The organism is Weissella ceti, from assembly GCF_018394055.1.
In the GTDB taxonomy this organism is placed as follows: Bacteria; Bacillota; Bacilli; order Lactobacillales; family Lactobacillaceae; genus Weissella; species Weissella ceti.
The window spans coordinates 774,702-798,218 of the sequence record NZ_CP074441.1; the positions used below are offsets into that span (position 1 = coordinate 774,702).

Genomic DNA, 23,517 nt, shown 5'->3' on the forward strand with positions numbered 1-23,517 from the left:
ACCGATCACCCTATTAGAGGATGATCGGTTTTTTGTTTTGCTTTTTTATTTTTAACGCATAAAGTTATAACTCATACAATCACATACATGAATGAATAATAAAAGACACCTTAGAGTACTTATGCAATCTAAGGCGTCTTTTCATCACAAACTATTCTTAACGAATAACCATGTTCATTGAACGTGGTGCTTTATAACCCAATGTTTGTGTATTTGAATTTACATATTCCCATGTGTTTTGGTTCACCCAAAGAGTACGCTTTCCATAAGCATATGGATCCGCAATCAAGAAACTTCCATTATTGTAACCAACAATAGACATAACGTGGAAAGAATGTGCTCCTGTTAGGCGCCATGAATAGTCCGCCCAGGTAACAATTGCGTTTCCGCGATTCAATTCACGAATAATGTCCTTCTTCTTGGCTCCCGTCAAATCGGCCGCTCCTGCATGCTTGTAGCTCTTAGCTAGCGCACTTGCAAAAATTGTTTCAGTAACTGCCCCACCATTTCCGAATGGGTTTCCGTAGAATCCCTTATGTGGACTTACTTTGTAGCCAGAACCAGTCTTCTTGTAAATTTCCTTCAATGAAGGCACATAACGCCCCTTATGTGACAAGGCCATTTGCATTGAAGCCCCTTCACATCCTTGTGGTGCGCCTTGTTGTAGTTGTGAATAATACTTGTAATTCAACAATACTTCTGTTGCCTTACCATTCTTTCCAAAGTGATAACGTGTATTCTTAACCGTTTGCCACTTATTGGCTACACGCTTGAAATTATTATCGTAGTATTCAACATTATTTCCAAATTGACGTAAGCCCTTAATGGCACGACCATTTGATCCTAGATAGTAAGCACTTTGAACCTTCTTATCCTTATCAATGACATAGTAAGCATTTCGCATTTGCTTATGTGTTGACCAGTTATAAGTTTCAATTTGTGTCTTTCCCTTACTATCCTTGTACTTACGGATTCCTTGGATGGCACGACCGTCCTTACCTAAGTAATAGTTAGTAGGCGTCTTGGTTCCCTTATCGATCATGTAATAAGCATTTCGCATTTGCTTATGTGTTGACCAGTTATAAGTTTCGATTTGTGTCTTTCCCTTACTATCCTTGTACTTGCGGATTCCTTGGATGGCACGACCGTCCTTACCTAAGTAATAGTTAGTAGGTGTCTTGGTTCCCTTATCGATCATGTAGTAAGCATTTCGCATTTGCTTATGTGTTGACCAGTTATAAGTTTCAATTTGTGTCTTTCCCTTACTATCCTTGTACTTGCGGATCCCTTGGATCGCACGACCATCATTACCTAAGTAATAGTTAGTAGGTGTCTTGGTTCCCTTATCAATCATGTAATAAGCATTTCGCATTTGCTTATGTGTTGACCAATTATAAGTTTCGATTTGTGTCTTTCCCTTACTATCTTTGTACTTACGAATTCCTTGGATAGCGCGACCATCTGCTCCTAGGTAGTAAGCACTTTCTGCCTTAGTATTTTTATTCAAAATATAGTAAGTATTGCGAAGTTGCTTATGCGTTTTTGCGTTATAAACTTCGATTTTATCCTTACCCTTGCTATCCTTAAACTTACGGACACCTTGAATGGCATTACCATCCTTTAGATAGTACGTGCTATTTTTATCAAGATTAACATAGCCGTTTTTACGTTGAACAAAGTTGTTATCGTAGTATTGCTTGTTCTTGCCAACTGTTTGGAAGCCCTTCTTGGCTTTTCCGTCTGCACCAAACAAGTATGTCTTTCCGTTAATTGTTTGTTGTCCAGTTAGCTCCTTGCCATTCTTAAAGTACTTATCCCCATGCCATCCATTCTTAACAACAGGCTTTTCAGCATCTTTTTCTGCATCACTGGTTGTCTTCTTAGGTGTTACTTTTTCAGCTGTCTTAACGACAGACTTCACTTCTGATTTTTTAACTGGCTTGTCTGCTTCAGCAACAGATTCTTTTTTCACTGCCTTAGTGTCGTTTTCTGGCTTTGATGTTGATTCCAACTTACTATCTGATTTAAGCGTTGCTTTTGCATCAGTCTGGTCCAATGAAGCAGACTTTGAAATTCCCTCTTCGACGTTTTTCTTTTCAGGCGTCTTTGATGATACAGACTTAGTAGTTGTCTTAGTATCAATTTCTTTATTTGACTCTACTTTAACTGTTTGCGCCGCAATCGGTGCCTTACGTACGTTAATTTCAGCGGCTTCTACTGACACAGCTCCCATTGCTAATGCCCCTAGTCCCGCCAAGGCTGTAACCCAAATCTTACCTTGCTTATACATTTTAAAATGACGTTTCTCGTTCATTTCCAATCTCCCTTTATATACCAAATCATATCTTACTCACGATACATAATTAAGATACCATTAAGTTTCAAAAAACACCATAATTATATTTACAATATTTATTTGCATTTTAAAAAGAAGTAGATTAAATACAAACACACCTAAAACGTTAACAACCTTAAACAATTAAATAAATACAAAAACATGCAACATGTAGTGAAAAAACGTTTGCACCCGCTAGATTTAAACAAAACAAAAAGACCAGTTGTCGGTATACCACCGATAACTGGTCTTACTAGCGCTAATCAAACATACAATTCATCCAGACATACTTCCATAGTAACTTAGTTATACTTAAAACTTAGACCAATCCGTATTTTGAATATCTACATCCCATGCTACATCTGGTAAGTCATTTGATTCACGTTGTTTAAATTGTTGATGTTTTTGTTTTTCATTATAGACATCCTGTAATGAATGATAATTCTTCTTTTGCCAAGAAGCTAAAATCGTTTCGATATAACGTAAATTCAACGCATTATTTAGTACGGCTTCTTGAATTGCCACTTGAATAAAATCTGGTCGGAAATGATCAATTTCAAACCAGTTCTTAATTGTATTAATTTCAATCGGACTCAATGGACGTCCAAATTCTCTCTCAACCATATTAAAAATATCAGCACGTGATAGAGAACTGTTCTGAGATGTATTAACTTGCTCTAAAACACCTTCTCGTTGCGTTTCTACACGTGACGACACTGTTTCAGTAGCCAAAGCATCAGCATCCAAAGTAATTAGCTTTAAATACAAGGGTGAAAAATCTAATTGTGTCGCCACCTTACCATCTCGATCTCGTTTGGCATGATCTGTCATATAACCCTTTTCACGTAGTTGTTCCACAATTTTAGAAATGGTGTTAGATGTCCAGCCTAAGCTTTTTTCTAAGCCATGGATATCCACATCGCCATCTAACATCACCATTTGGCTCTGAATATGCGTCATTAATAAAAATTCATCATTGGTCATCCCTAGCTCTCTATAATGTGTCATTAGATACACATTAAGACTTACCGTAGGGGCATTAAAAAATGCTGTTATTTTTTCTTGATTGTCCATATCTTAACGCTTTACAAACAAAACCATTACAATCAATGATACAAATGCCAACCAAACCACTCGACCAACATTAGCGGTTACAATAGTCTCTTTCTTACTCTTTTCAACTGAAATAGTTAACAAATCTTCATTAAATAATTTCATTTCTTCTCCCTCAACTTGATAATAGTTTCTCAAATAATTATCGAACCAGTTCTGATTAACAGCTACCGTTTATCTTTTTATCATATCATATTCAACATCAGTCAACACGATTTAGAACATTCGATTTATGTTCCTTGGCTATCTTGTAATAATCCCAACTAAACAAAAAGCCGTAATTATTATAATTACGGCTTTCGTTTAATACCTATTTTATTTCACAACTAGTGCAGAAGTTCCACTGGTTTTATTAACCCTTCTTACGACGGAAGAAAGTTCCCATTGTTCCCAACAGAACCGCTAATCCAGCTAATGCCGCAGTAGTATTAGTAGTCTCTGATCCTGTATTTGGCAGTTCTTCTTGCTCTGCTTTTTTTGAGCCAGATGATTCGACCGCATCTTTCAATGAAACCTTATCAGTCTTTAACTTGTTTGTGTCAAAGGCCATATTTTCAATTACACCATTCTTGTCATCATCTGTTGACTTGTTTGAATCATCCTTACCGTCTGTCTTTGGATTGTCTATTCCATTCTTGTCAGTGTCTGTTGACTTGTTTGAATCATCCTTACCATCTGTGTTTGGCTTGTCTGTTCCGTTCTTGTCATCATCTGTTGACTTGTTTGAATCATCCTTACCGTCTGTCTTTGGATTGTCTATTCCATTCTTGTCAGTGTCTGTTGACTTGTTTGAATCATTCTTACCATCTGTGTTTGGCTTGTTTGTTCCATTCTTGTCATCATCTGTTGACTTGTTTGAATCATCCTTGCTGTCCACTGGCACCATTTCTACAACAACTTCATACGCCTTGCCATTTTCAAATGAGTTTGCTTTAGCGGCCCGTTCAGACATAAGCATACTCATCAATACTTGAATTTCACGAACTTGAATTTCAGTTAATTCATATCCATGCTTCTTTCCCCATTGACGTACATGATTTTCAAACGCATGAGTATTTTCTACAAATTGCTTCCATTCATCGTGTTTTGAATCCTTGTTATTCACAACGTCAGAAATATTTAACAAAATCTTATCACCAGATTTAATAATCAAGTTAATAAGGGGTGTTTGTCCAATCTGATCTGGCTTATTGTTATCGTTGTCCTTTTCAGCTTGCTTTTCCTTGTCGGCCTTTTCAGCTTCTTCGACGATCTTGTTCACATCTTCCTTCGTCTTACCGTTGTTGATGTCTTCCTTGATCTTGTCTTTTTCTTCTGGTGTCAAGTTATCCAAGCCGTCGATACCCTTGTTGGCGTCATCCTTGTGCTTGTCCAATTCAGCCTTGTTCTTGTCGTTTAGGTCTTGCGCTTCCTTTTCGATTGCCTTGACGTCTTCAACCTTAGTTGCCCCATCTACGCGATCCTTAAAGTCTTGCTTTTCCTTATCTGACAAGTTGTTCATCTTATCGATGTTCTTCTTAGCTTCGTCCTTGGCGTCCTTCAAGTTTTGGGCATCCTTTTCGGCGGCCTTATCTTCAATCGGCTTAATGTCCTTGATATCTGTTACACCATCAATTTCATTCTTGAAGGCATCCTTTTCGTCCTTGCTCAAGTTGTCCATCTTATCGATGTTCTTCTTGGCTTCGTCCTTGGCTGCGTTCAAGTTTTGGGCGTCTTGAGCTAATGCATCTTCCAAAATAGGATTAATATCTGAAATCTTATCAAGTTCCTTTATTTTATCTTGAAATACCTTCTTTTCCTCATCAGTTAGATTGGGCAAAGTATTGAATGGCATCATTAGCTTCCTTTTGAGCTTCTGCAAGATTTTGAGCATCCTTTGCTTTAGCTTCATCAACGATACGTTGAATTTCTTCCAGATTTGTTCCCTTGTTGATTTGATCTAAGAAAGCATCCTTTTCTTCTTTACTTAAGTTGTGCAAATTATCAAGTGTTTCTTTTGCCTTATCCTTAGCATCCTTCACTTCTTGTAACTTTTCAATCTTATCCAAGAAGTCCTTCAAATCTTCGCTATTAGTGATTTCATCCAACTCATCACGAAGATCCTGAGCATCTTTCTTTTCTTCTTCTGTAACAGCTTCTTCTGTAATCTTGTCGACACCTTGGTTAGCATCATGCAAGTTATTAATATCTTCAGCTGCATCACCAAATTCAATGATAATTTGGTCATTAATTCCACCAGTCAACCATGTGTCAATAATGTTTTTTTGACGTTCGTATCCAATAGTAAGGAAGTCACTCTTCTCCAACTTCTTAGGCTTAAATGATACACGAATTTCCAAATCTTCGTCACCTGACACAATCAACATTCCACCGGTTTCCATTCGCCATGTTCCACCAGCTGGATCCCATTTCACTTTTTGCTTTTGTCCGTTTTGGATAAATTCAACTTCAAAATCAGTTCCTAATGTATGGGGAATTTGTAGGTAAACCCCTTCATTACTAATTAATTGTTGAATATTCAATCCCCAAGGCACACGAACGTGGGCATTCAACATAACACGCCCGTCTTTATTCGTTTCTTGATTTTTTTGAATGTAACGAACAGACAAAGACTCCAACTTGATGTTTCGATCTGTTTGTGGATACTTAACTTTAACATCATTAGTGATATCTAAGTCCAACTTACTTCCACCAATTGCCTTCATTTCTTCATGTAGCTTATTAGCACGATCCAAAATATTTTGAACTTTACTTTGAGAATCAGCAGCTTGTAATTCCTTAATGAACACATTCTTTTCAGATTGTGTCAAAGCATCCATGCCATTGATTTCGTTTACAGAACTAGCCTTCTTATCAACCAATTCATACCCCAAAACAGTCTTACTATTTTTTAGGTCAGTTGCAAATTTTTCCATTTGTTGTGGAGTCAATTTGTTGTAATTCTTTCGAGCATTTTGCACTTTTTCAGCTTTTTGCTTAGCAAATTTCAAATCAAGAGAATCCTTGGCATTCATCATTTGTGTTGCCAATGTATTCTTATCTGCGTCAGTTAACGCATCCATACCACGCAAAGCATTAATATACTTGGCGCGTTCCATTTCGAAGTCAGCAACATCCTTGCTACCAGCCTCCATTATAGTTTTTGAAATGACATTCTTTTCAGTTTGAGTCAAGTTTTGCATACCACGAACTTCTTCAACCATCGTGGCCTTACCCTTAGCAGCACCAACTTGTTCATCAACGGTTACTTTACCCCAACCAAGAATTGGTAGCCCACTACCTTCGACAGCCTTAAATACCCCTTCATTCAGTGTATTCTTTTCATTGTCTGTAATTTTGCGTCCACGGATTTCATCCATAGCTGCAGCTTTCGAGCCTAATTCAGTTACTTCAGCTACTGTTTTAGCTGCTGAAATAGCTGCATTTAGTTGACTTTTCTCGGCATCCGTCAGGTTCTTCATATTACGAACCTTCGTCATTTCACTAGCCTTTTGATTGCTTAATTTAATCGAATTTGACGAAACACCATCTACGATAAGTTTAACTAACGCATCCTGATCAGCTGTTGTTAATGTCTTGTTATCACGAATATCCGTGATGTCACTAGCTTTTTGATTTGTAAAAGTTATATCACCCGATTTAGAACTAGATAAAATTTGATTGGCCAATTTGTTTTTGTCATCATTTGTAAGTGATTGATTACCACGAATTTTATTAACAGATGTTCCTTGATCAATAAATAGTTGCAGATTTTGATCAGTTGCATTAATCATCTTGACACGTAGGTTGGTTACGTCTGAAACATCTAAATGTTCAGCTGTACGAATACCTGCGATAGCATCGGCACGCTTTTGTACCAAGGCTGGGTCTACTGTATCTAGTAAAGTAATTAGCCCATTTTTATCCTTTGCGTCATCTAATCCTGCGTTACCACGAATACTATTGGCGACATTTGATTTAGTTGTAACCAAATGTGCAGAATCCGCCTTTTCGTCCATGATTTCTTTAGCAAACTTTGTTTTGTCCGCTTCTGTTAAGTTAGGTAAAGCACGCAAAGACTTCAGACGCTTTGCCTTATCAACTTGATTATCAACAGTTGCTGTTACAGCTGCTTCATCTTTAACAATGTTAATCAAAGTTTCGCCTTCAGGCACGTTTAACGCACGAATTTCAGACATCGCTTTCGCTCGTTGTGTAATCATGTTCAACGACATGGCTCCACTACTTGTTCCACGATTGACCTGTGATTCTAATAAGGCAAAATAATCCTTAATATTATCATATGAACGAATTGTGTTTGTCGCTTCTGCCTGTTCAATAATCCAGTCCACACTGTTTCCTAATATTACACCCGCATTATTAATTCGATCGGCATAGGTTTTCTTTTGTTCAGAAGTTAAATAAGTAAACTTTTCTAATCTAGCAAGTGCATCGGCTTTTGAAATAGCCAACATAGGTTGAACATTTTCAGTATATGTTGGTGTAACTGCGTCTTCCGTAGATTCAGATGTTGTTTCTTCTTTTAATGAGGGTGATTCAATAGATGGCATTTTTACGGTATCTGCTTCATCACCTGCCGATGCAGTAGCAGATGTTACCTTCTTTTCCGTTTCCGCTGCTGAAACTTCTAGACTACCCATCAATGCCATAGGCACAGTTAAAAGCATTAGACCTGCGAAGACCCAATGCTTTCCATCTTTATACATCTTAAAATTAGTTTTAGTTACTTCTGGCTTCTTAAGCATATTCTTATTCATTTATAAATTCCCTTTTCTCATACAGATCATTTAGCGATCAATTTAATCAACATACCCTTATATTGATTAATACAACAAACCTCGTCATTTGATTCACTCACATTGATTGTGGTTTTAAATACTTTTATCATCACAATCGATTACTCATAATTCCCGCACCAGTCCTCCATGAACATTGTTTCAAATCATTAAAAATGATGATGTTATTTTAAAAACATACATACGATATTTTTTAAAAGTAAGACGAAACGTTTAATTAAGAAATATTTGAAATATAATTGAATTCCCTCAATACAAATACCATCAACATTATTTCTGTTTTTTATATACTACAACAGGTTTTAATTAGTTACAATACCACCCAACACGCCTAGTCATATCAACAATCTATAAACATTCACATTGCATTTTGTATATCCCGTTACTTATTTTTTTATTTTTTATTAATTACAACAAATAATTCAAAAAAACGTATGTTATTTGAAATTTATTTGTTTTTTTAAAAAAACTTCGTCACTTTGTCTTCTATAGACTGAATCTAATATGCAAAAAAAACAATAAAATGCATAAATATCATTTTTTAATTATTTTTCAAAAAATTCGTAGATAAGCTCTAAAAATAATTTATGCTTACTTATCCATACTCATAGCGTTTTTCAACGCATAATTACAGTATTATCTACATCGTTAACTATCAGAATAACCTTAATTAAAATGCATGAATCCTCTATATCTCTTTTATTTTTCACGATCCCGTTTCATCGTAGATACAAAAAAACACGCCAATTCAAGTGCATGAATTAGCGTGTTAAATTATTGATCTATTAAATTATGGCTTCAAACGAGTAGTTGTACGTGGGAATGGAATAGCTTCACGAATGTGTTCTTCTCCAGTAACCCAAGTAATCATACGTTCTAGTCCTAGTCCGAATCCTGAGTGAGGCACGGCACCGAAGCGACGCAAGTCTAGGTACCAAGCATATTCTTCAAGATCAAGTCCCATTTCCTTAATACGACCTTCTAGGTAATCGTAATCGATATCACGTTCTGATCCACCGATGATTTCTCCGTATCCTTCAGGGGCCAACAAGTCAGCTGAAACAACAACATCATCGCGGTCTGGGTGGCGCTTCATGTAGAAGGCCTTAATTTCCTTAGGGAAGTTAGTAATAAAGACTGGACTGTTGAAGTGGCTAGCCAAGAATGTTTCTTCTGGTGAACCAAAGTCAACTCCCCATTCTACGTCGAAGTCGTTTTCTTGCAACAACCTAATTGCTTCATCATATGAAACACGTGGGTAAGGTAGCTTTGTGTATGAAGCCAACAATTCCTTGTCACGCCCTAGCAAGTCTAGTTCGTATTGGTTACGATCTAGAACTGCTTGAATCATGTAAGCAACGTAACGTTCTTGAATTTCAAGAGATTCGGCTTGTTCCATCCAGGCCATTTCTGGTTCAATCATCCAGAATTCAGTTAGGTGACGACGAGTCTTTGACTTTTCGGCACGGAAAGTAGGCCCAAATGTGAAGACCTTACCAAAGGCCATTGCCCCTGCTTCACCATACAATTGACCAGTTTGTGACAAGAAGGCATCGTTACCGAAGTAATCAGTTGAGAACAATTCAGTTGTTCCTTCTGGCGCTGAGCTAGTCAACAATGGTGAGTCAATCTTAATGAATCCTTCCTTGTTGAAGAATTCGTAAGTGGCTGCGATCAATGTATTACGGATACGCAAAACCGCGAATGGTTGGATGTGACGTAGGTATAGGTGACGGTGATCCATCAAGAAATCAGTTCCGTGTTCCTTTGGTGTGATTGGGTACCCTTCAGATGCACCAACAACAGTAACATCCTTAATATCCATTTCGTATCCAAATGGTGAACGTTCGTCTTGGCGGATTGTACCAACCAAGTACATGCTTGTTTCTTGAGTCAACGCCTTAATCTTAGCGAAGATGTCTTCTCCAACAACTTCCTTAGAAGCAACACCTTGGAAAAATGCTGTTCCATCACGTAGTTGCAAGAATTGCATCTTGTTAGATCCACGCTTATTACGTAGCCAAGCTCCTAAGCGAACTTCTTTACCGACAAATTGTGGTGCATCTTCAATACGAATTGTTTCCATCGTTATACTCCTATAAGTTTTCTATCGCGCGAATGATCTTCCCATCAGAAAATTGGTAAGTCAATAGCGTCAAATTATCATCTTTTTCAATAATCGTTACTAGCCAGACGGGAACACTATCGTAAATCCCCATTCCAAAGCTAGTAATCTCTTTTGGTGCAAAGCGAGCTTCTACATCATTACGAACCTTTTTAGCAGACCAACCAGTACTCATGTCGATTTCCATTAATTCGCTTGTTGTATTATTTCGGATAACACCAATCGTTTGATTCTTTTTATTCGTACCCACAAGTGACGTATAGACATCATCACGTGACACAGAATAATACTGCTTCACATCAACCAAATTAAATTGGTCAGTGGCTAATTGCGTCAAACGTTGTTGCCCTTCACGCATCGGATGCGTTGACAACATGAAGAACGCAACCACGATGGCTACGACACCCACGATACTACCAATAATTTTAAACCAACGGGCACGTCGTTCACGACGCATCGCCTGTGGCGTCTGCCTAATTTCCATATCGTGACGTCTCCATTTGCATCATAAGAACATATCTAAAACTATTTAATACTTTATCAGAAAAACCCCACCGTGAAAAGGGGTTAGCGATGTTCTGTAAAGAATTTTTGTAAGTGTTCAGACACGTCATTTCCCTTAACAACCAATTGCGGCATTTTCTTAGGTAACATCTTTCGCAATGTCTTTCCGTATGTCTTTTGGACAATACGTGAATCTAAGATCACAATCGCACCGTAATCTTTTTCTGTTCGTAATAAACGACCAACTCCTTGACGTAATCGTAAGACTGCCTTAGGTAAGACGCTATTGTAGAATGGTTGTTTTCCAGCAGCCTTTAGAATGCTTTCTTCAGCCTTTTGTGGAATGGTATTTGGGGCATCGAATGGTAGACGTGTAATCACGACTAAACGAACTTGTTCATTAGGTAAGTCAACGCCTTCCCAGAAACTATTCGCACCCAAGACAATCATCTTATTTTCCGATTGCATACGCTTTAAGATACGTCCTTTGGTTCCAGTTACACCTTGCGCTAACAAAGTCATGCCATGCTTTTGTGGCATTTGATGTTGCTGCATGTAATGGAACACTTGTTCAATCATCTCTAATGAGTTAAATAAAACCAACGTATTTTCTTGCGTTACATTCATGATATGTTCAAGTTGCTTAGCAATATAAACTGGGTAGCGACTGTCAGTTGGACTAACGGCATCCTCTACCAGTAGCATCTGCGTTTGCTTTTCGTAATCATAAACATCATCAAATTGATGTACTTCGGCCGTTTCACGATTTAGATCCAAACGTTCATACAAGTAGCTAGACTTAGTTGATGTAAACAGAGTTGCACCAATCAAAGTCGCTGGCATGAAGTGTGGGTAAATTTTGTCCTTGAAGTAATCAGTTGTATTTAATAAGCCACCACTTAATTTCAAGTAATTGATATCTTCACGCTTTGATAGTGTTAACCAAAAGACAGAAGCCTGTGGATATTCAATGATATTCTCTTGGAAATCAGTTAGATATAAGTCATCACGCTTGATAACACGTAACCAGCGGCGGAAATCCGCCAAAGCTTGACGTTCAGATACAGAGAACACATTCTTCAATTCACTAAAGCCAGTTAACAGCTTATCCAAGGCATCTTCAATTGCTTGAATATTCCCCTTCACCTTCTGCATACGATTGGTTTGTTCAATAAAGAATAGCGCTAACTCTGACACATTCAACGGTACTTCTAAATGACCTTCGGTCGCTCCTACTTGTTTACGGTTCAACAAGAAGCGACGATAGAATTTCTTCTCTAATTGTGGAATCTCTGTCAATAATTGCTTTAATTGCAGAATAAATTCGTGCTTCAAACGATTACCAGCTGGAATACGCGCCAAGATTTCTTGCAAGCTATCCTCGTTACGAACAACTAAGTCTAATGCTTGGCTAACCGCATATTGCCAACTCGTAAAGTCTAATTGACGACGATTTTGGTCAATAATAGCATCCGGCAAGTGTTGTGGTTCATCAATCACCAAGAATGGTGTTTGATCTTGCTTACCCAATTCTTGTGCATACGTTGTTAAGTAGGCATGATTAATCACTAAGAATTGTGCTTCATTGGCCACAACTAATTGTCGTTCAAAGAATTCATGCCCGTAAAAAGCAGAACCAGTTGGATTATTCGCTGCTTGTGTTAACTTCTGTAAGAAATCAGCAGGTGGATTTAGGAGATTCAATTCATCAAAATCACCAGTCAGAGTTTCAGTTAACCAGACCAAAATTTGTGCTTTAGTAAATTGTAGGCCAGTTGATCCTTCGTCCACATTCAATGCGCGACGGAAGCTTTGTAAATTGACATAGTGTGTACGCCCCTTCAAACTTACCGCACGCGTTTCAAATGGTAGGATTGGATTCAATTTTTGATTTACCAAATTAGTCACTTGCTGTTGTTGAACAAGTGTCGGTACTGCAACCACAACCTTGCGATTTGATTGATTAGCTAAGTAGGCATATGGCAATGAGTAACCAAGGGTCTTTCCAAGTCCTGTAGGTGCTTCAATCACCAACGCGTTTTCACCAGGCTCACTATCTGCAAAAGTGTCTTCTGCATAATGGTGTTCGATGAAATTCATTAACTTCGCTTGATCTTTACGATAGGCAAATGAGTCTCCTAAAACCTGTTCCAAAGCAGCTGGTTTTTTCGGATATTTCACGTCTGTACTTGCTACCAATGGCGCTGGTGCAGAGAAACGACGAATCGCTAACCCATCTAGCACTTCCAATGATTTATCTAGTTGTTTTGGCTCTTTTTGATTATAAGTGAGCGCTTGTTCAATTATAATTCTGGTTTCTTTTGGTAGGTTCAAAGGTAGATTTACCAACGTTTGTAGCGTAATCATTGGTAAGCTTTGTGCACGTTCCACTAGCTTCATAAACAAGCTTGCGGTTGTGGCGGCATCACTGTCTGCCTTATGGGGATTTAAGTGATCAATACCCAAATATTGCGCCATATCAATCAAACGGTATCCCGGTGCCGTTGGATATAACATTTGGCTCAATGTCACTGTATCGATTGCTTGCCCTGTTAATGGCGTTAAGCCTACTCGCTCAAATTCAGCGTTTAAAAATGGCCAGTCAAAGTTAACATTGTGCGCAACAAATACAGTCCCTTGTAGCATGGCGTGAATCATATGCGCAACATCTTCAAATGCTGGTGCAGATTTCACCATTGCTGAATCAATCCCAGTCAACTGCACGACATGGCGTGGAATGACCATCCCCGGATTAATCAAGGTTGAATATTGGTTAATGATTTTATTGTTTTGTACAAATGCAATGGCAATTTGAATAATACGTCCCGTCTCAAGTGAGGTTTGCGTCGTTTCCAGATCCACTACTGCATAAATGTTTTGTTTTAACATCTAGCCACCTATTCATCTCGTAAGTAATATTGTTTATTATAACACAGATCTTCTAAAAGCCTTTATATAAAGGCTTTCAGCGTTCAATCTTTTAGAAGAGTCTGTAAAAGTGTCTGGATGCTAATTACAGCTCCATAATTTTGCTAAACAACTCTGCCACTTCTCGCTTTGCCTTTGGTGTGACTTCAGCATAGATATTAGCTGTTGTCAGCATATTCCTATGTCCTAATCGATCGGATACTTGCTTCATTTCCGCACCGTTACTTATCAATAGACTTGCGTGTGTGTGACGCAAGCCATGAATATTAAGCCAAGGTAATGCTTCATCGTGGTTATCGTTATACCATGCGTTGAAACGTCTTAAATTAACGTCTAACGCATTTTGTGAGACATTAACAATATAATCCCGCTCGTTAAAACCCGTACCGTTGATCAACCCTTGTTGCTTCTGGTGGTGCTTCCATTGACGTAATAATGAAACCGTCACAGAATCTAATTCAATTATTCTCTCGTCATCACCGTTTTTAAGCCCATCTTCATATTTGGGTAGTCCTGACACTAAACGACTCATACGCCCATTTAGTGTGACTGACTGCGCTTTTAAGTCTAAGTTTTCCCATTGCAATCCTAACAACTCACCTATACGGATGCCTGTACGTAATAACACAGTGTAAGACATCCTATATACAAGATTCTCTGTATATTTTTCTTGTAGTCCTTGTTCAAAAAGTCGTGATTGAGTTTCTGTATAGTATCTTACTGCTCGCTTGGTTGCTTTCTTTGGTTTAACCATGCGAACTAGATCAAGGTAATTTTTTTCGCAAACTATATGTTCACTAGCCATAGCATACTTAAAAATTTGCTTCGCATAGCTAAGAATAGCCTTGCTTGTAACATACTTAGGAATGAATTTGTTTACACGTCGTTGAATATCAAGCACCGTCATACGTTCAAAGTACAAACCACCAAACAACTCAGGATCAAGTAAATATTTATTAAAGTAATATTCTACCCGTTCAATTGTTGACTGCGTGACGTCTTGTTGCTTGTATATCTCAAACCATTCTCCATAAGCCATATCAAAGGTATAGTGTTCTTGTACCTTGTCTTGTTCCCATTTAGGAACTATCTCCCCACTATCAACACGTAGTGACAATTAGGCTTCTTTTAATTTAGCTTCTTTTATAGTACTAGCGGTAGCAGATTTATAGGTTTGCTTGCCTGTAATTGGATCAGTTCCAATATACACACGCACCTTGTACTTACCGTTAGCTTTTTGTGTAATAGTCATGTTGCTTACTTCTCGCTAATATAGCGCCCGTCAGTTGCTTTATTAGGAGTAAACACTAAGCTTTTTACGTCATCAGATATTGGACGGAATTAAACGTATATTTGAGTATTACATTGTTTAATAGCGCTTGCGCCTAGCTCGCACCATAGTTCTACGATTTATATTTTTCTTATAGCGTTGCGAAATTGGTATATAGTCATTGTCATCAGATTGTGCTCTAGGTTTATCTAAGAATACAAACCAAGGAATAATCACACCTCCCACAAAAGTGACTGCGTTAGATACAATGGACCAACCCCCGTTAATAAGAAAAGCGCCCGGTAAAATGGCCATCATTGTAATATACCAAATAATGGTTACATTCATCTTCCAAAATTCAGTTATATGACCATTGAACATGCCTTCATTTTCAAACTTTTTATTCTCAGACAACAGAAGAAAACAATATAATGCTCCAGCAATAATAAGTATTATTCCACCCCATACAATTGCATCAGAATCATAAAAAGCAGAGGCAATTGTACCAATGGTGGAATTTTGATAGTTCTCCAAATTCGTTCCTATTATGATTAAACCAACACCTAACAGAATTGTTACTATTCCTAGAACATACCAAATAATATAACAACATTTATGTTTTTCTCTCATCCCATAAAACCTTTCTGGAACATTTTTAACATACTAAACCTCTAAGTCAAAACAACGAATCATGCCGGACTAGAACCGACACATAGTAAGTAATAACCTACCCGTTCTAACCAATTGAGCTAATGATCCACACGCCTACTCTTTCGAGTGGGATTTTTATTTTATTAAGTATTAGATTTTAACGTCGTTCCTTTGCTGGACGTGGTCTGAACTCTTAAGATTCAAATTTGAAGAAACGACTCATAACCAAGTTACATGTTTCTTTTAATGAAATAGATAGTAACGGAATCACACCCACCGTATATATTAGTGCAGCTGTCCACCTATCAAATGCCCTAGCTTCTTGTAGATCTTTGGATAGTGCTTCAAAAATCCCCAGGATGTCGCCATTCGCAGAGCATACAAGAGAAATAACTAGAAATGACACAGTGAACCAACCGGATATTACATAACTAAGCTGAACCATATTTTGAGAAAGCACGCTATTCTCAGAGAAAATAAAGAACAACCCCAGTAACAATGCAACAAATATAAGTAACACACTGAAAGAAAGTCCAATCCACGGCGTATATGGCATCACAAATACTATGAAAATTCCAGCAATAACATACACACCCATACAAAGTCCAGCCACTTTGAAAAGTTTAATTCCTATTTTCCTTCTTCGATCTAACTTTTCCTTATGCAGTTGTTCGTTTTCAACCTCTACCTCATCTTGAGCGTGTGATTGCACTTCATTTTCCTGTGTGCTTTCTTGAATAGGGGCTTGTATATTGCTCATATTCTTAAATCCAAATGCCCACATAACAATTGGTAACACCGCGGCCACTACTATCGTTGTAAGATTTGCCAAATCCCCTAGACTTTTGATATCAAAGACTTCTGATAGCATCACAACAAACAATGGAAAAAAAGCATATGCCCAGGCTATCCTATTAACTCTCGGTAGACCTTTAAACCAAGACGAAATACCTGAAAAGAGATTTTTAGTTTGCTCATCATTCGTAGGTACTAAAAGTGAATGGACACAAAAAAATAGAAAGCAATAACCCATTAGCCATCCGCCAAAATTACCTATGTTCCCTTTATGCCCTCCAAAGATTCCCCCTACAATGAAAAGAACTATATGCACAAAAACAACCCACTTATTGAACGACTTTTTCCAATTTCTCCAATATATTTTCATTTTTATACTACTCCTTACCTCTACGCACCCTATTTATCCCAACGCAAATTTGCGTTCGGCTCATTACCCACAGATACACATAGTCCAATCCAGTTATGACTTCGGCTACATGGCGCAATATTGCACCAACCCTCTTAATCATATTGGCCCCATAACATATCTGTTTCCGGCTAGACTATTTGACGGCTCAAATCTGAGCTACGAGATACCTAATGTAAACAGCCCTTGTGCCAGACCCCAACCGATATCTCGGTTGGGCTATTTAGGTGAACTCAAATTTGGGTTGACCCTCTATCATCTTGTTTCACGACCTTAAATAATTTCAACGCATCCAAATTTGGGTTGGTTAGGACAACTCACATTTGAGTTCTCTAGGTTTAGTTAACACCCCAAGCCAAGTCTGGCTTGGGGTGTACTTACACTACTAGTCTTTGTAAGCATCTATTAGCCCTTGTACGTAATCATTAGATCTTTTTAGTTTATAGACAGAAATACACCAACATACATTAATCTTTTACTATATCCGAGATACCTTTTTCACTAACAAGTTTTTTTAAATTCTTGGCATACAATCCATCTAAAATATCCCACAGTTCTTCTTGTCGTTCTTCATAATCAGTGGCGTCTGGATATTCTTTGTTCAATCTCAGTTCATAATGAAGTACGTAATCTACTATACGAATTAACTCCCATTTCCTATCAAAGTCAGTCCCGAATTCTTTATTAATATCGACTATATTTTCATCTGTAAAACTTAACACAGTCAGTAAATCGTCAAAATTACTAAGTAAATCACGTTTTAAATCTTCTTGTTGAGTTTCCCACTTTTCTTGTCGGTACTCTTTGGTATTTTTATTTTTTTCTAATTTAATCCAATTTTTGCGTTTCTCTAGATTTCGTTCATCTGAAATATCTTGCAAATATGGAACGTCTACATCAAAATAACCAGCTAACTTTTTCCATACGTCTAATTTAGGCTCACGTTCCCCACGTTCATACCCTGCATACGTTGAAACTGGTATGTGTAGTTCATTAGCTACTTCTTTTTGTTGTTTTCCTGTACCTTGTCGAAGTTCTTTAATTCTATTCATAGTCCCACCTCTTTCGGTCTTTTCGTAGATAAATATAACACAAAAAACGCATTTTGCGTATTTCGTGTTGACAGAACGCAAAACTCGTTTTATAGTTTTAAACATCAACAACGCAAACCTCGTTTTAATTTACATAGAAAGGAATTATCACACTAGAAACACAAACAACTCTACTTAAACAACAAGCAGCAAGTCGCTTAACACGTACTTCTTTGGCTACTTAATTAGGATTGTTTCGTGATACAGTGCAAAAAGTACTGTATCAAATACCACCTTTTGCCGTAAACGGTAAAACATACACTGCCGTTAATACGTGGCTTATCAGCAAGTTAGATAAGTAACCACAGCGTCCGTCCGTGCTAAAGGAGTAACAACATGACTACTGTCATTATACTAATTCATTTTTTCATCATGTTTATCACTGTACTGAAAGTAATTGCTTATGTAGCAACTGCTCTAGAACGTGCATACAACATGATCACTAAGCTTCTACCAAATTAGGTAGAAACACCGGCTTACACAAATTACCGACCGCCTCGCGACCTGAATAAGTCCTAAAACTGTTACAAACACACGCCCGACTCTATTAACCTGTCATAGCGCCCTAGCGGTTTAGGAGTGGACGAACCACCCAGAAAAGAGATTGACCATGAACCACGCAGAACCAGGATACAACCAAGCCACAGCAACCATAGCAGATAAGTACGGAATTATTCCCCTAGCGAATGACCTATTACTAGCCATGCATTATGCAGAAATGTCATCCAATAACTTTGATGATGAAGAAGCACGCAAGAAAGATGTTAATTTAAACATGGCTGTTTTGGATGCATCCTCACAACTTGCACTAAGCTTCCAAAGTCTTTTTGAGGAATTGGGGCAACCTATCACGCTGGACGGCATCGACACTCGTACTAGTAATGCGTCACAAGACCCTGAAAAGGCTGTTGACCAACTAGATAAAGACTCCAAGGCATTGTTTGGCAACGTTAGTGCCTATACTCGTGAAGAACTTACAACAGCAATCGACACATTTGGGGTTAAGGTAACCGAATTTATCCAAGCGTATGGAGATAACTACCGTCACAGCGAACTAGAAGAGCTTAACGCCCGTCTAAATATGCTAGAAACTGCTATTGATGATCCTAGCAACTTTGGCGTGGTTCGCAGTGATTCGACTACATGCCGTGCCACGCTAGATGATTATGTTGAGTTGGTGCAAGAGCAAATTTACAACCTGTACGCCTAATTATGCAAAATAACATTATTAACTTCTCCTCCCGCTATGGTTGTAAATTAGCCAACCTTGGCAAAATTAACCCGTAAGTCTATCAACACCGTTACAGCGTGGGAACGACAAGGAAAGTTACATGCAACTATTGGAGGCGGTAGAAAATTGTTTGATTTAGATGAAGTCAATGCTTTAATCAGACCAAACAACAAACACAGCCGTAACACTTATTTAATGGCTGACATCCCTAGTTATGATGATTTTATTGATCAAGTAGCTACTGATGCTGCCACTAAGTTAAAGAATATGGATAGATGACATGACACGAAAACTAACAACTAGACAGTTAGAACTTATCAAGTTGTTACCTAAAGGTGACCAAAGCCCAATTACTGCTAAAAGAATCGCCACACAGTTAGGAGTTTCCGCTCGTATTGTCCGTAAGGAAATTGAAATTTTAATCACGCAACATGGTATCCCTGTTGGTTCTAGGCGAGACGGTGGAGCTGGTTACTACCTAATGGAAAATAGCGAACAACGAGATAATACATTAATTCCGATTTATGCCCAAATGAGTTCCGAAAATAGGCGTATTACTGCTATTGAAAATATGGATATTACTAGATTTTGGCAAAAAGAAAAAGCCGGAGCTTTTACCGTCTAAAAATAAACAGCAACAGACACCGACTTACACAGTACGGACTTACCGACCAAAGTTTTCTCCGTACTCTATCCCGAAAGAATTCTTTAATTATGACTGAACGAGAAAAGATTAGCAAGCTGCTAGATATCGCAGTACCACTATATGAATTGGTGGAGTTGAACAATAACTTTACCCACGAAGTACCTATGCGTGGATTTTTGTCTGAAACATCAAAATCTGTTGACTTTAAAAGAGCTAATGCAATTTTAGAAGAACATTTTATTATCCAACGACTAGGGAGCAGTATCTACAACCGCCTGAACGAACTTTATGAATTACTAAGTGAATTTGATATGTAGTTAACCCTAACTTCAAAGGATGCAGAATTATGATTTACACAGTACGTGGCGTTTTACAAAAAAGATACAACAATCCTCAAGGTAATGAATGGCTGCATCTAGTGAATAGTATTCACGCCCCTGCTCAATATGTTGGCACAGATTTCAATCTTACAAATTAAAAGAAGCGCCTCATGTTCTTTGTGGCCAAAACAAAAATAATGAGCTAATTCGTGGCGAAAGCGAACTATTAAACCGATCAGTTTTGTTTATTGACGTAGATAATGGTGGCAAAACTTATGAAGTCACGCAAGAAAATATACAGAACATTTTAAACCACTTTAACGTGGCCTATGTTATCTACCTTACTATTCGCCATGGGGTTGAATCAGGCGAACGGTTACGCCTTGCTGTCTTATTAGATAAGCCGCTAGAACAAGATGACTATGTTAAGGTATGTCTTGTGTTAGTTGTTGGCATGGGGTTAACTGCTGATTTAACGGGTGTCACACAGAACTTTAAGCAAACACAAGGCATATATGTCAAGACGCCTCAAAACGAGCATATCAAACCGATAGTAGCTCAGAATAAACCGTTAAATACAGTTATATTCTTAGATATGTATGACCAAGATTCTGAACGATACGAAAGCTATAATAAGCAATCATCTAAACCCTATCACGTAGCTTCTAATGGCGTTGATGTTCCTGATTGGGAAATTACGTTTTAACGCCATTATAGACCCAGAGAGCCATTATCTAGAGTTTGGTAGTTGGGGCAACATGCTAACTCATATTAGCGGTTGGGTATTTTCCTATTGAACAAACCAAAGAAGATCAGCCTTTTTCATAGAATCGACCACTTCCCCTGGTTTCTTACGTTCGTTTTTTACCATTTTTTATAGATAGGGATACATGTTTAATTTACCCCCATCTTTATAACGCCACCAGTGAGCACCTAAGAGTGTTCAACGCCAATCAAACATTAAATCACGTCTAAAAATACGGCGAAACAGATACATCCTACATAACGAGACGTGCCCATAGAGCCACTTACCTCCTACCTAAAAAGTTTCAAAATTCGATTCCGACACGAGAAGGCTAATTGGCGCGCTTTTAATTTTTAGTAACCATGCGGGGGCCTTAATAGTTTCGAACCATTGTAACGCGTTGCATAAAAATGTTGCATTCTAAAACTGATTAAACGATACCTGAAAAACACTTCTATCACACCACTTAAGGGCTATGTAATAACCCGATTGACCTAAGAAAATCTATGGTTAAAATACTGATATTTGCTAGTACGACAACTCTAATTTTATCCAAAGGAAATGCTTAGATTTGCTAAGGTAATTATTAACATCAAATTACTACTCTTTACTAGATAGAATTACTAACTATTGCCAATTACAGCAAATACAAAATGATAAGAATTATTAATGTCATTTGTTCGATTTCGTTCTGGTAAACGTTGGAAAATGTGGAAATTAAAATATACATGAATAAATACACGCAAAATAAAAAAGCACCTACTAATTTAGCAAGTGCTTAATAATTCGATTTCGAATCATCGCGTATCAAACTCACAACATATCATCTAATCAAGAACTTCCTTATTTGGATTAAATTTGTACCATTCTGGAGGTTCTGGATGTTCCACTGTTTGATATGTGGTTTTCAAATGATCTAGATACATGTAAAAATCTGGAAACAAATTATCTATTGTATAATGATACGATTTTAACTTAGTTTCAATGTCTTTAGTGGCTGTTAATAAAGCATATTGTTTATCTGTATATCCATCGTATCGTTCGTCTTCATTATCCGGCTTTTCCAAGCCTAACAATTCATCTATTGAATTAATTTTAGGAGTTATCGGTTTGATCCTAATAACTATTCGACAAATAGACTCATCAGACTTTTCAAATAACAAATTAGTATCGTCTAATAAACGATCAAAATTTAAAAACGCTCCTTTTTGAGCATCTATTCGCAAGTTAGAATTATTTTTTTCTACTTCTTGAAATAATTTATTACGTCCATTATTTTTTATAAAGAATATTTCGAATTGAGGAAAATAGTTTTTCTTTTCGATTCCCTTTTTAAATCCATCAACCATAAACAACATAGCTATAAATGGATTTTTAGTCACATCAACTAACGGGGTTCCCATTCCATAATGTTGTAATTCAGCTAAATTTTTTACACGATCATCACCATATTCGTGATATTGAACAACGGATGGGTATTTACGGGCAATATCTCTGTAAATTTCTTCAAAATTATCACGGAACTGATCGTCAAAAGAATCTCTTAAAATAGTTGGCGTTAACTCCCAATCTCCATTTTGTCCCCTAAAATAGGGCGTAACTTCATCGGGAACATTAAGCATAATTAAATCTATAAGTTCTTTTAGCGCATAAAATGTAGACCATGATTGCCTTACTTTTGAGTCAGCATATTTTTCTGTAACCTTTAGGTTAGTAATTGCTTCGGGCACACTATCAATACATTTAGCTAACCCTTTTCGTTCCCAAATTTTTTGTTCATTTTCCGTTAAATCCTGGCACAATATGTCAGTCATATAATAAATGCGATTTTTATTTGAGATAGTCGAAGTAATATTAATATCAATATTGAACGAGCTGAACACGTTATCTTCAGAATAAATAGATTTCAATTCAGAATATGTCAATTTACTCATTGTTAAAATCCTTGAGTAGCTGTGAGGATATTTAAACGATCCACACGAATATTCAAAGCCTGATTAGACACCTGCATTTTCTTTGCTATCTCAGATAGAACAACATCAACATCCGTTGTGTTAATTTTTTCCTTATCAAGCCCTTTTTCAGATAAGACATTTTCCAAATGATGTTCTATTAAGTTTTTAGGCATAATCAATTCGGCAGAGAATTTATTTGCAAAAACTTCATCTACCTTTTCTTCCTCACTGTATTCAGTCGCTTCTCCACGCATCGCAAAAGTTTTATTTTGTAAAATATGGGCTAATTCATGCCCCAATGTAAAGTTTTTGCGTCCTTCACTATTAGATTTATTAATACAAATGATTGACTCATTCGCATCAACAAACCCACTTAATCGTCCAAGATCCTTTTCAGAAACAGTGTAGTTAACTCGTTCAATAATTTGTCTAACATCAATAAAATCTTGTATTTCTTCGTCTTTATCAATAGCAGTTACGCCCAAAAGCTGATTCACACCATTCAAAAACTGCGGTGTATATGCGTCTCCATACTTCATGTGTATTCTCCCCCACATCATGTGTTAACTATTTTTAGTATACAACATCTACTCGTTTTGAAAC

The 23,517-nt window shown here is 37.4% G+C and carries 20 protein-coding genes and 1 tRNA gene; 5 read left to right on the plus strand and 16 right to left on the minus strand.

Features of this window, described 5'->3' with window-relative positions; genetic code table 11:
• Positions 1-157 precede the first annotated feature (157 nt).
• The 14 genes from KHQ31_RS04025 to KHQ31_RS04085 all read right to left on the minus strand — a co-directional run bounded on the left by KHQ31_RS04025 (position 158) and on the right by KHQ31_RS04085 (position 17,978).
• Positions 158-2,314 carry a C39 family peptidase gene (locus KHQ31_RS04025; RefSeq protein ID WP_213409709.1) on the minus strand — a complete coding sequence of 719 codons (2,157 nt, stop codon included), beginning with the start codon at positions 2,312-2,314 and terminating at the stop codon, positions 158-160.
• A 333-nt stretch (positions 2,315-2,647) separates the two neighbouring features.
• Positions 2,648-3,409, minus strand: a complete 762-nt coding sequence (locus KHQ31_RS04030; RefSeq protein ID WP_264336081.1) for a DnaD domain-containing protein — start codon at positions 3,407-3,409, stop codon at positions 2,648-2,650.
• A gap of 3 nt (positions 3,410-3,412) precedes the next feature.
• On the minus strand, positions 3,413-3,553 hold the full coding sequence (locus KHQ31_RS04035; RefSeq protein WP_213408061.1) for a hypothetical protein: 141 nt from the start codon (positions 3,551-3,553) through the stop codon (positions 3,413-3,415).
• Between the two features lie 247 nt (positions 3,554-3,800).
• Positions 3,801-5,285 (minus strand): GA module-containing protein, encoded by a 1,485-nt coding sequence (locus KHQ31_RS04040; protein WP_213408063.1) that lies wholly within the window; start codon positions 5,283-5,285, stop codon positions 3,801-3,803.
• On the minus strand, positions 5,251-8,205 hold the full coding sequence (locus KHQ31_RS04045) for a KxYKxGKxW signal peptide domain-containing protein (protein ID WP_213409710.1): 2,955 nt from the start codon (positions 8,203-8,205) through the stop codon (positions 5,251-5,253). Before KHQ31_RS04045 ends, KHQ31_RS04040 begins: the two co-directional genes overlap by 35 nt.
• Positions 8,206-9,034: 829 nt before the next feature.
• The gene (gene asnS, locus KHQ31_RS04050; RefSeq protein WP_213408065.1) at positions 9,035-10,330 is read right to left on the minus strand and encodes an asparagine--tRNA ligase; all 1,296 of its coding nucleotides are present in this window, start codon (positions 10,328-10,330) and stop codon (positions 9,035-9,037) included.
• A gap of 10 nt (positions 10,331-10,340) precedes the next feature.
• Positions 10,341-10,853 carry a cell wall elongation regulator TseB-like domain-containing protein gene (locus KHQ31_RS04055; protein ID WP_213408067.1) on the minus strand — a complete coding sequence of 171 codons (513 nt, stop codon included), beginning with the start codon at positions 10,851-10,853 and terminating at the stop codon, positions 10,341-10,343.
• Positions 10,854-10,936: 83 nt separating this feature from the next.
• Positions 10,937-13,762 (minus strand): helicase C-terminal domain-containing protein, encoded by a 2,826-nt coding sequence (locus KHQ31_RS04060; protein ID WP_213408069.1) that lies wholly within the window; start codon positions 13,760-13,762, stop codon positions 10,937-10,939.
• Positions 13,763-13,886: 124 nt separating this feature from the next.
• Positions 13,887-14,918 carry a tyrosine-type recombinase/integrase gene (locus tag KHQ31_RS04065; RefSeq protein WP_213408071.1) on the minus strand — a complete coding sequence of 344 codons (1,032 nt, stop codon included), beginning with the start codon at positions 14,916-14,918 and terminating at the stop codon, positions 13,887-13,889.
• Positions 14,919-15,053, minus strand: a complete 135-nt coding sequence (locus KHQ31_RS07890) for a hypothetical protein (protein WP_264336084.1) — start codon at positions 15,051-15,053, stop codon at positions 14,919-14,921.
• Between the two features lie 117 nt (positions 15,054-15,170).
• Complete coding sequence (locus KHQ31_RS04070; RefSeq protein WP_213408073.1) at positions 15,171-15,701, minus strand: hypothetical protein; 531 nt, start codon at positions 15,699-15,701, stop codon at positions 15,171-15,173.
• A 55-nt stretch (positions 15,702-15,756) separates the two neighbouring features.
• Positions 15,757-15,830, minus strand: a tRNA-OTHER gene (locus KHQ31_RS04075).
• An 85-nt stretch (positions 15,831-15,915) separates the two neighbouring features.
• Positions 15,916-16,887, minus strand: a complete 972-nt coding sequence (locus KHQ31_RS04080) for a hypothetical protein (protein WP_213408075.1) — start codon at positions 16,885-16,887, stop codon at positions 15,916-15,918.
• A 506-nt stretch (positions 16,888-17,393) separates the two neighbouring features.
• Positions 17,394-17,978, minus strand: coding sequence for a helix-turn-helix domain-containing protein (locus tag KHQ31_RS04085; RefSeq protein WP_213408077.1), 585 nt, complete (start codon positions 17,976-17,978; stop codon positions 17,394-17,396).
• A 649-nt stretch (positions 17,979-18,627) separates the two neighbouring features.
• Between KHQ31_RS04085 and KHQ31_RS04090 the strand changes: the two genes are divergently transcribed.
• From KHQ31_RS04090 to KHQ31_RS04110, 5 genes are all read left to right on the plus strand, one after another.
• A complete protein-coding gene (locus KHQ31_RS04090; RefSeq protein ID WP_213408079.1) occupies positions 18,628-19,227 on the plus strand; it encodes a hypothetical protein in 600 nt (199 codons plus the stop codon).
• 57 nt (positions 19,228-19,284) lie between these two features.
• Positions 19,285-19,527: a MerR family transcriptional regulator gene (locus KHQ31_RS04095; protein WP_213408081.1), complete on the plus strand. Its 243-nt coding sequence runs from the start codon at positions 19,285-19,287 to the stop codon at positions 19,525-19,527.
• A 1-nt stretch (position 19,528) separates the two neighbouring features.
• Positions 19,529-19,873: an HTH domain-containing protein gene (locus KHQ31_RS04100; protein WP_213408083.1), complete on the plus strand. Its 345-nt coding sequence runs from the start codon at positions 19,529-19,531 to the stop codon at positions 19,871-19,873.
• 89 nt (positions 19,874-19,962) lie between these two features.
• On the plus strand, positions 19,963-20,211 hold the full coding sequence (locus KHQ31_RS04105; RefSeq protein ID WP_213408085.1) for a hypothetical protein: 249 nt from the start codon (positions 19,963-19,965) through the stop codon (positions 20,209-20,211).
• Positions 20,212-20,455: 244 nt separating this feature from the next.
• The gene (locus KHQ31_RS04110; RefSeq protein WP_213408087.1) at positions 20,456-20,920 is read left to right on the plus strand and encodes a hypothetical protein; all 465 of its coding nucleotides are present in this window, start codon (positions 20,456-20,458) and stop codon (positions 20,918-20,920) included.
• An 866-nt stretch (positions 20,921-21,786) separates the two neighbouring features.
• Here the strand turns inward: KHQ31_RS04110 and KHQ31_RS04115 are convergent.
• Both KHQ31_RS04115 and KHQ31_RS04120 read right to left on the minus strand, forming a co-directional pair.
• A complete protein-coding gene (locus KHQ31_RS04115; protein WP_213408089.1) occupies positions 21,787-22,893 on the minus strand; it encodes an FRG domain-containing protein in 1,107 nt (368 codons plus the stop codon).
• A 2-nt stretch (positions 22,894-22,895) separates the two neighbouring features.
• The gene (locus KHQ31_RS04120; protein WP_213408091.1) at positions 22,896-23,453 is read right to left on the minus strand and encodes an ImmA/IrrE family metallo-endopeptidase; all 558 of its coding nucleotides are present in this window, start codon (positions 23,451-23,453) and stop codon (positions 22,896-22,898) included.
• Positions 23,454-23,517 lie beyond the last annotated feature (64 nt).

Excerpts from the sequence above, each read along its gene's own strand:
- KHQ31_RS04085 (WP_213408077.1), bottom strand. The coding sequence starts at position 17,978 with ATGAATAGAATTAAAGAACTTCGACAAGGTACAGGAAAACAACAAAAA.
- KHQ31_RS07890 (WP_264336084.1), bottom strand. The coding sequence starts at position 15,053 with ATGACTATTACACAAAAAGCTAACGGTAAGTACAAGGTGCGTGTGTAT.
- KHQ31_RS04035 (WP_213408061.1), bottom strand. The coding sequence starts at position 3,553 with ATGAAATTATTTAATGAAGATTTGTTAACTATTTCAGTTGAAAAGAGT.
- KHQ31_RS04080 (WP_213408075.1), bottom strand. The coding sequence starts at position 16,887 with ATGAAAATATATTGGAGAAATTGGAAAAAGTCGTTCAATAAGTGGGTT.
- KHQ31_RS04030 (WP_264336081.1), bottom strand. The coding sequence starts at position 3,409 with ATGGACAATCAAGAAAAAATAACAGCATTTTTTAATGCCCCTACGGTA.
- KHQ31_RS04055 (WP_213408067.1), bottom strand. The coding sequence starts at position 10,853 with ATGGAAATTAGGCAGACGCCACAGGCGATGCGTCGTGAACGACGTGCC.
- KHQ31_RS04120 (WP_213408091.1), bottom strand. The coding sequence starts at position 23,453 with ATGAAGTATGGAGACGCATATACACCGCAGTTTTTGAATGGTGTGAAT.
- KHQ31_RS04040 (WP_213408063.1), bottom strand. The coding sequence starts at position 5,285 with ATGATGCCATTCAATACTTTGCCCAATCTAACTGATGAGGAAAAGAAG.
- KHQ31_RS04105 (WP_213408085.1), top strand. The coding sequence starts at position 19,963 with ATGACTGAACGAGAAAAGATTAGCAAGCTGCTAGATATCGCAGTACCA.
- asnS (WP_213408065.1), bottom strand. The coding sequence starts at position 10,330 with ATGGAAACAATTCGTATTGAAGATGCACCACAATTTGTCGGTAAAGAA.
- KHQ31_RS04025 (WP_213409709.1), bottom strand. The coding sequence starts at position 2,314 with ATGAACGAGAAACGTCATTTTAAAATGTATAAGCAAGGTAAGATTTGG.
- KHQ31_RS04060 (WP_213408069.1), bottom strand. The coding sequence starts at position 13,762 with ATGTTAAAACAAAACATTTATGCAGTAGTGGATCTGGAAACGACGCAA.
- KHQ31_RS04115 (WP_213408089.1), bottom strand. The coding sequence starts at position 22,893 with ATGAGTAAATTGACATATTCTGAATTGAAATCTATTTATTCTGAAGAT.
- KHQ31_RS04090 (WP_213408079.1), top strand. The coding sequence starts at position 18,628 with ATGAACCACGCAGAACCAGGATACAACCAAGCCACAGCAACCATAGCA.
- KHQ31_RS04070 (WP_213408073.1), bottom strand. The coding sequence starts at position 15,701 with ATGAGAGAAAAACATAAATGTTGTTATATTATTTGGTATGTTCTAGGA.
- KHQ31_RS04045 (WP_213409710.1), bottom strand. The coding sequence starts at position 8,205 with ATGAATAAGAATATGCTTAAGAAGCCAGAAGTAACTAAAACTAATTTT.
- KHQ31_RS04100 (WP_213408083.1), top strand. The coding sequence starts at position 19,529 with ATGACACGAAAACTAACAACTAGACAGTTAGAACTTATCAAGTTGTTA.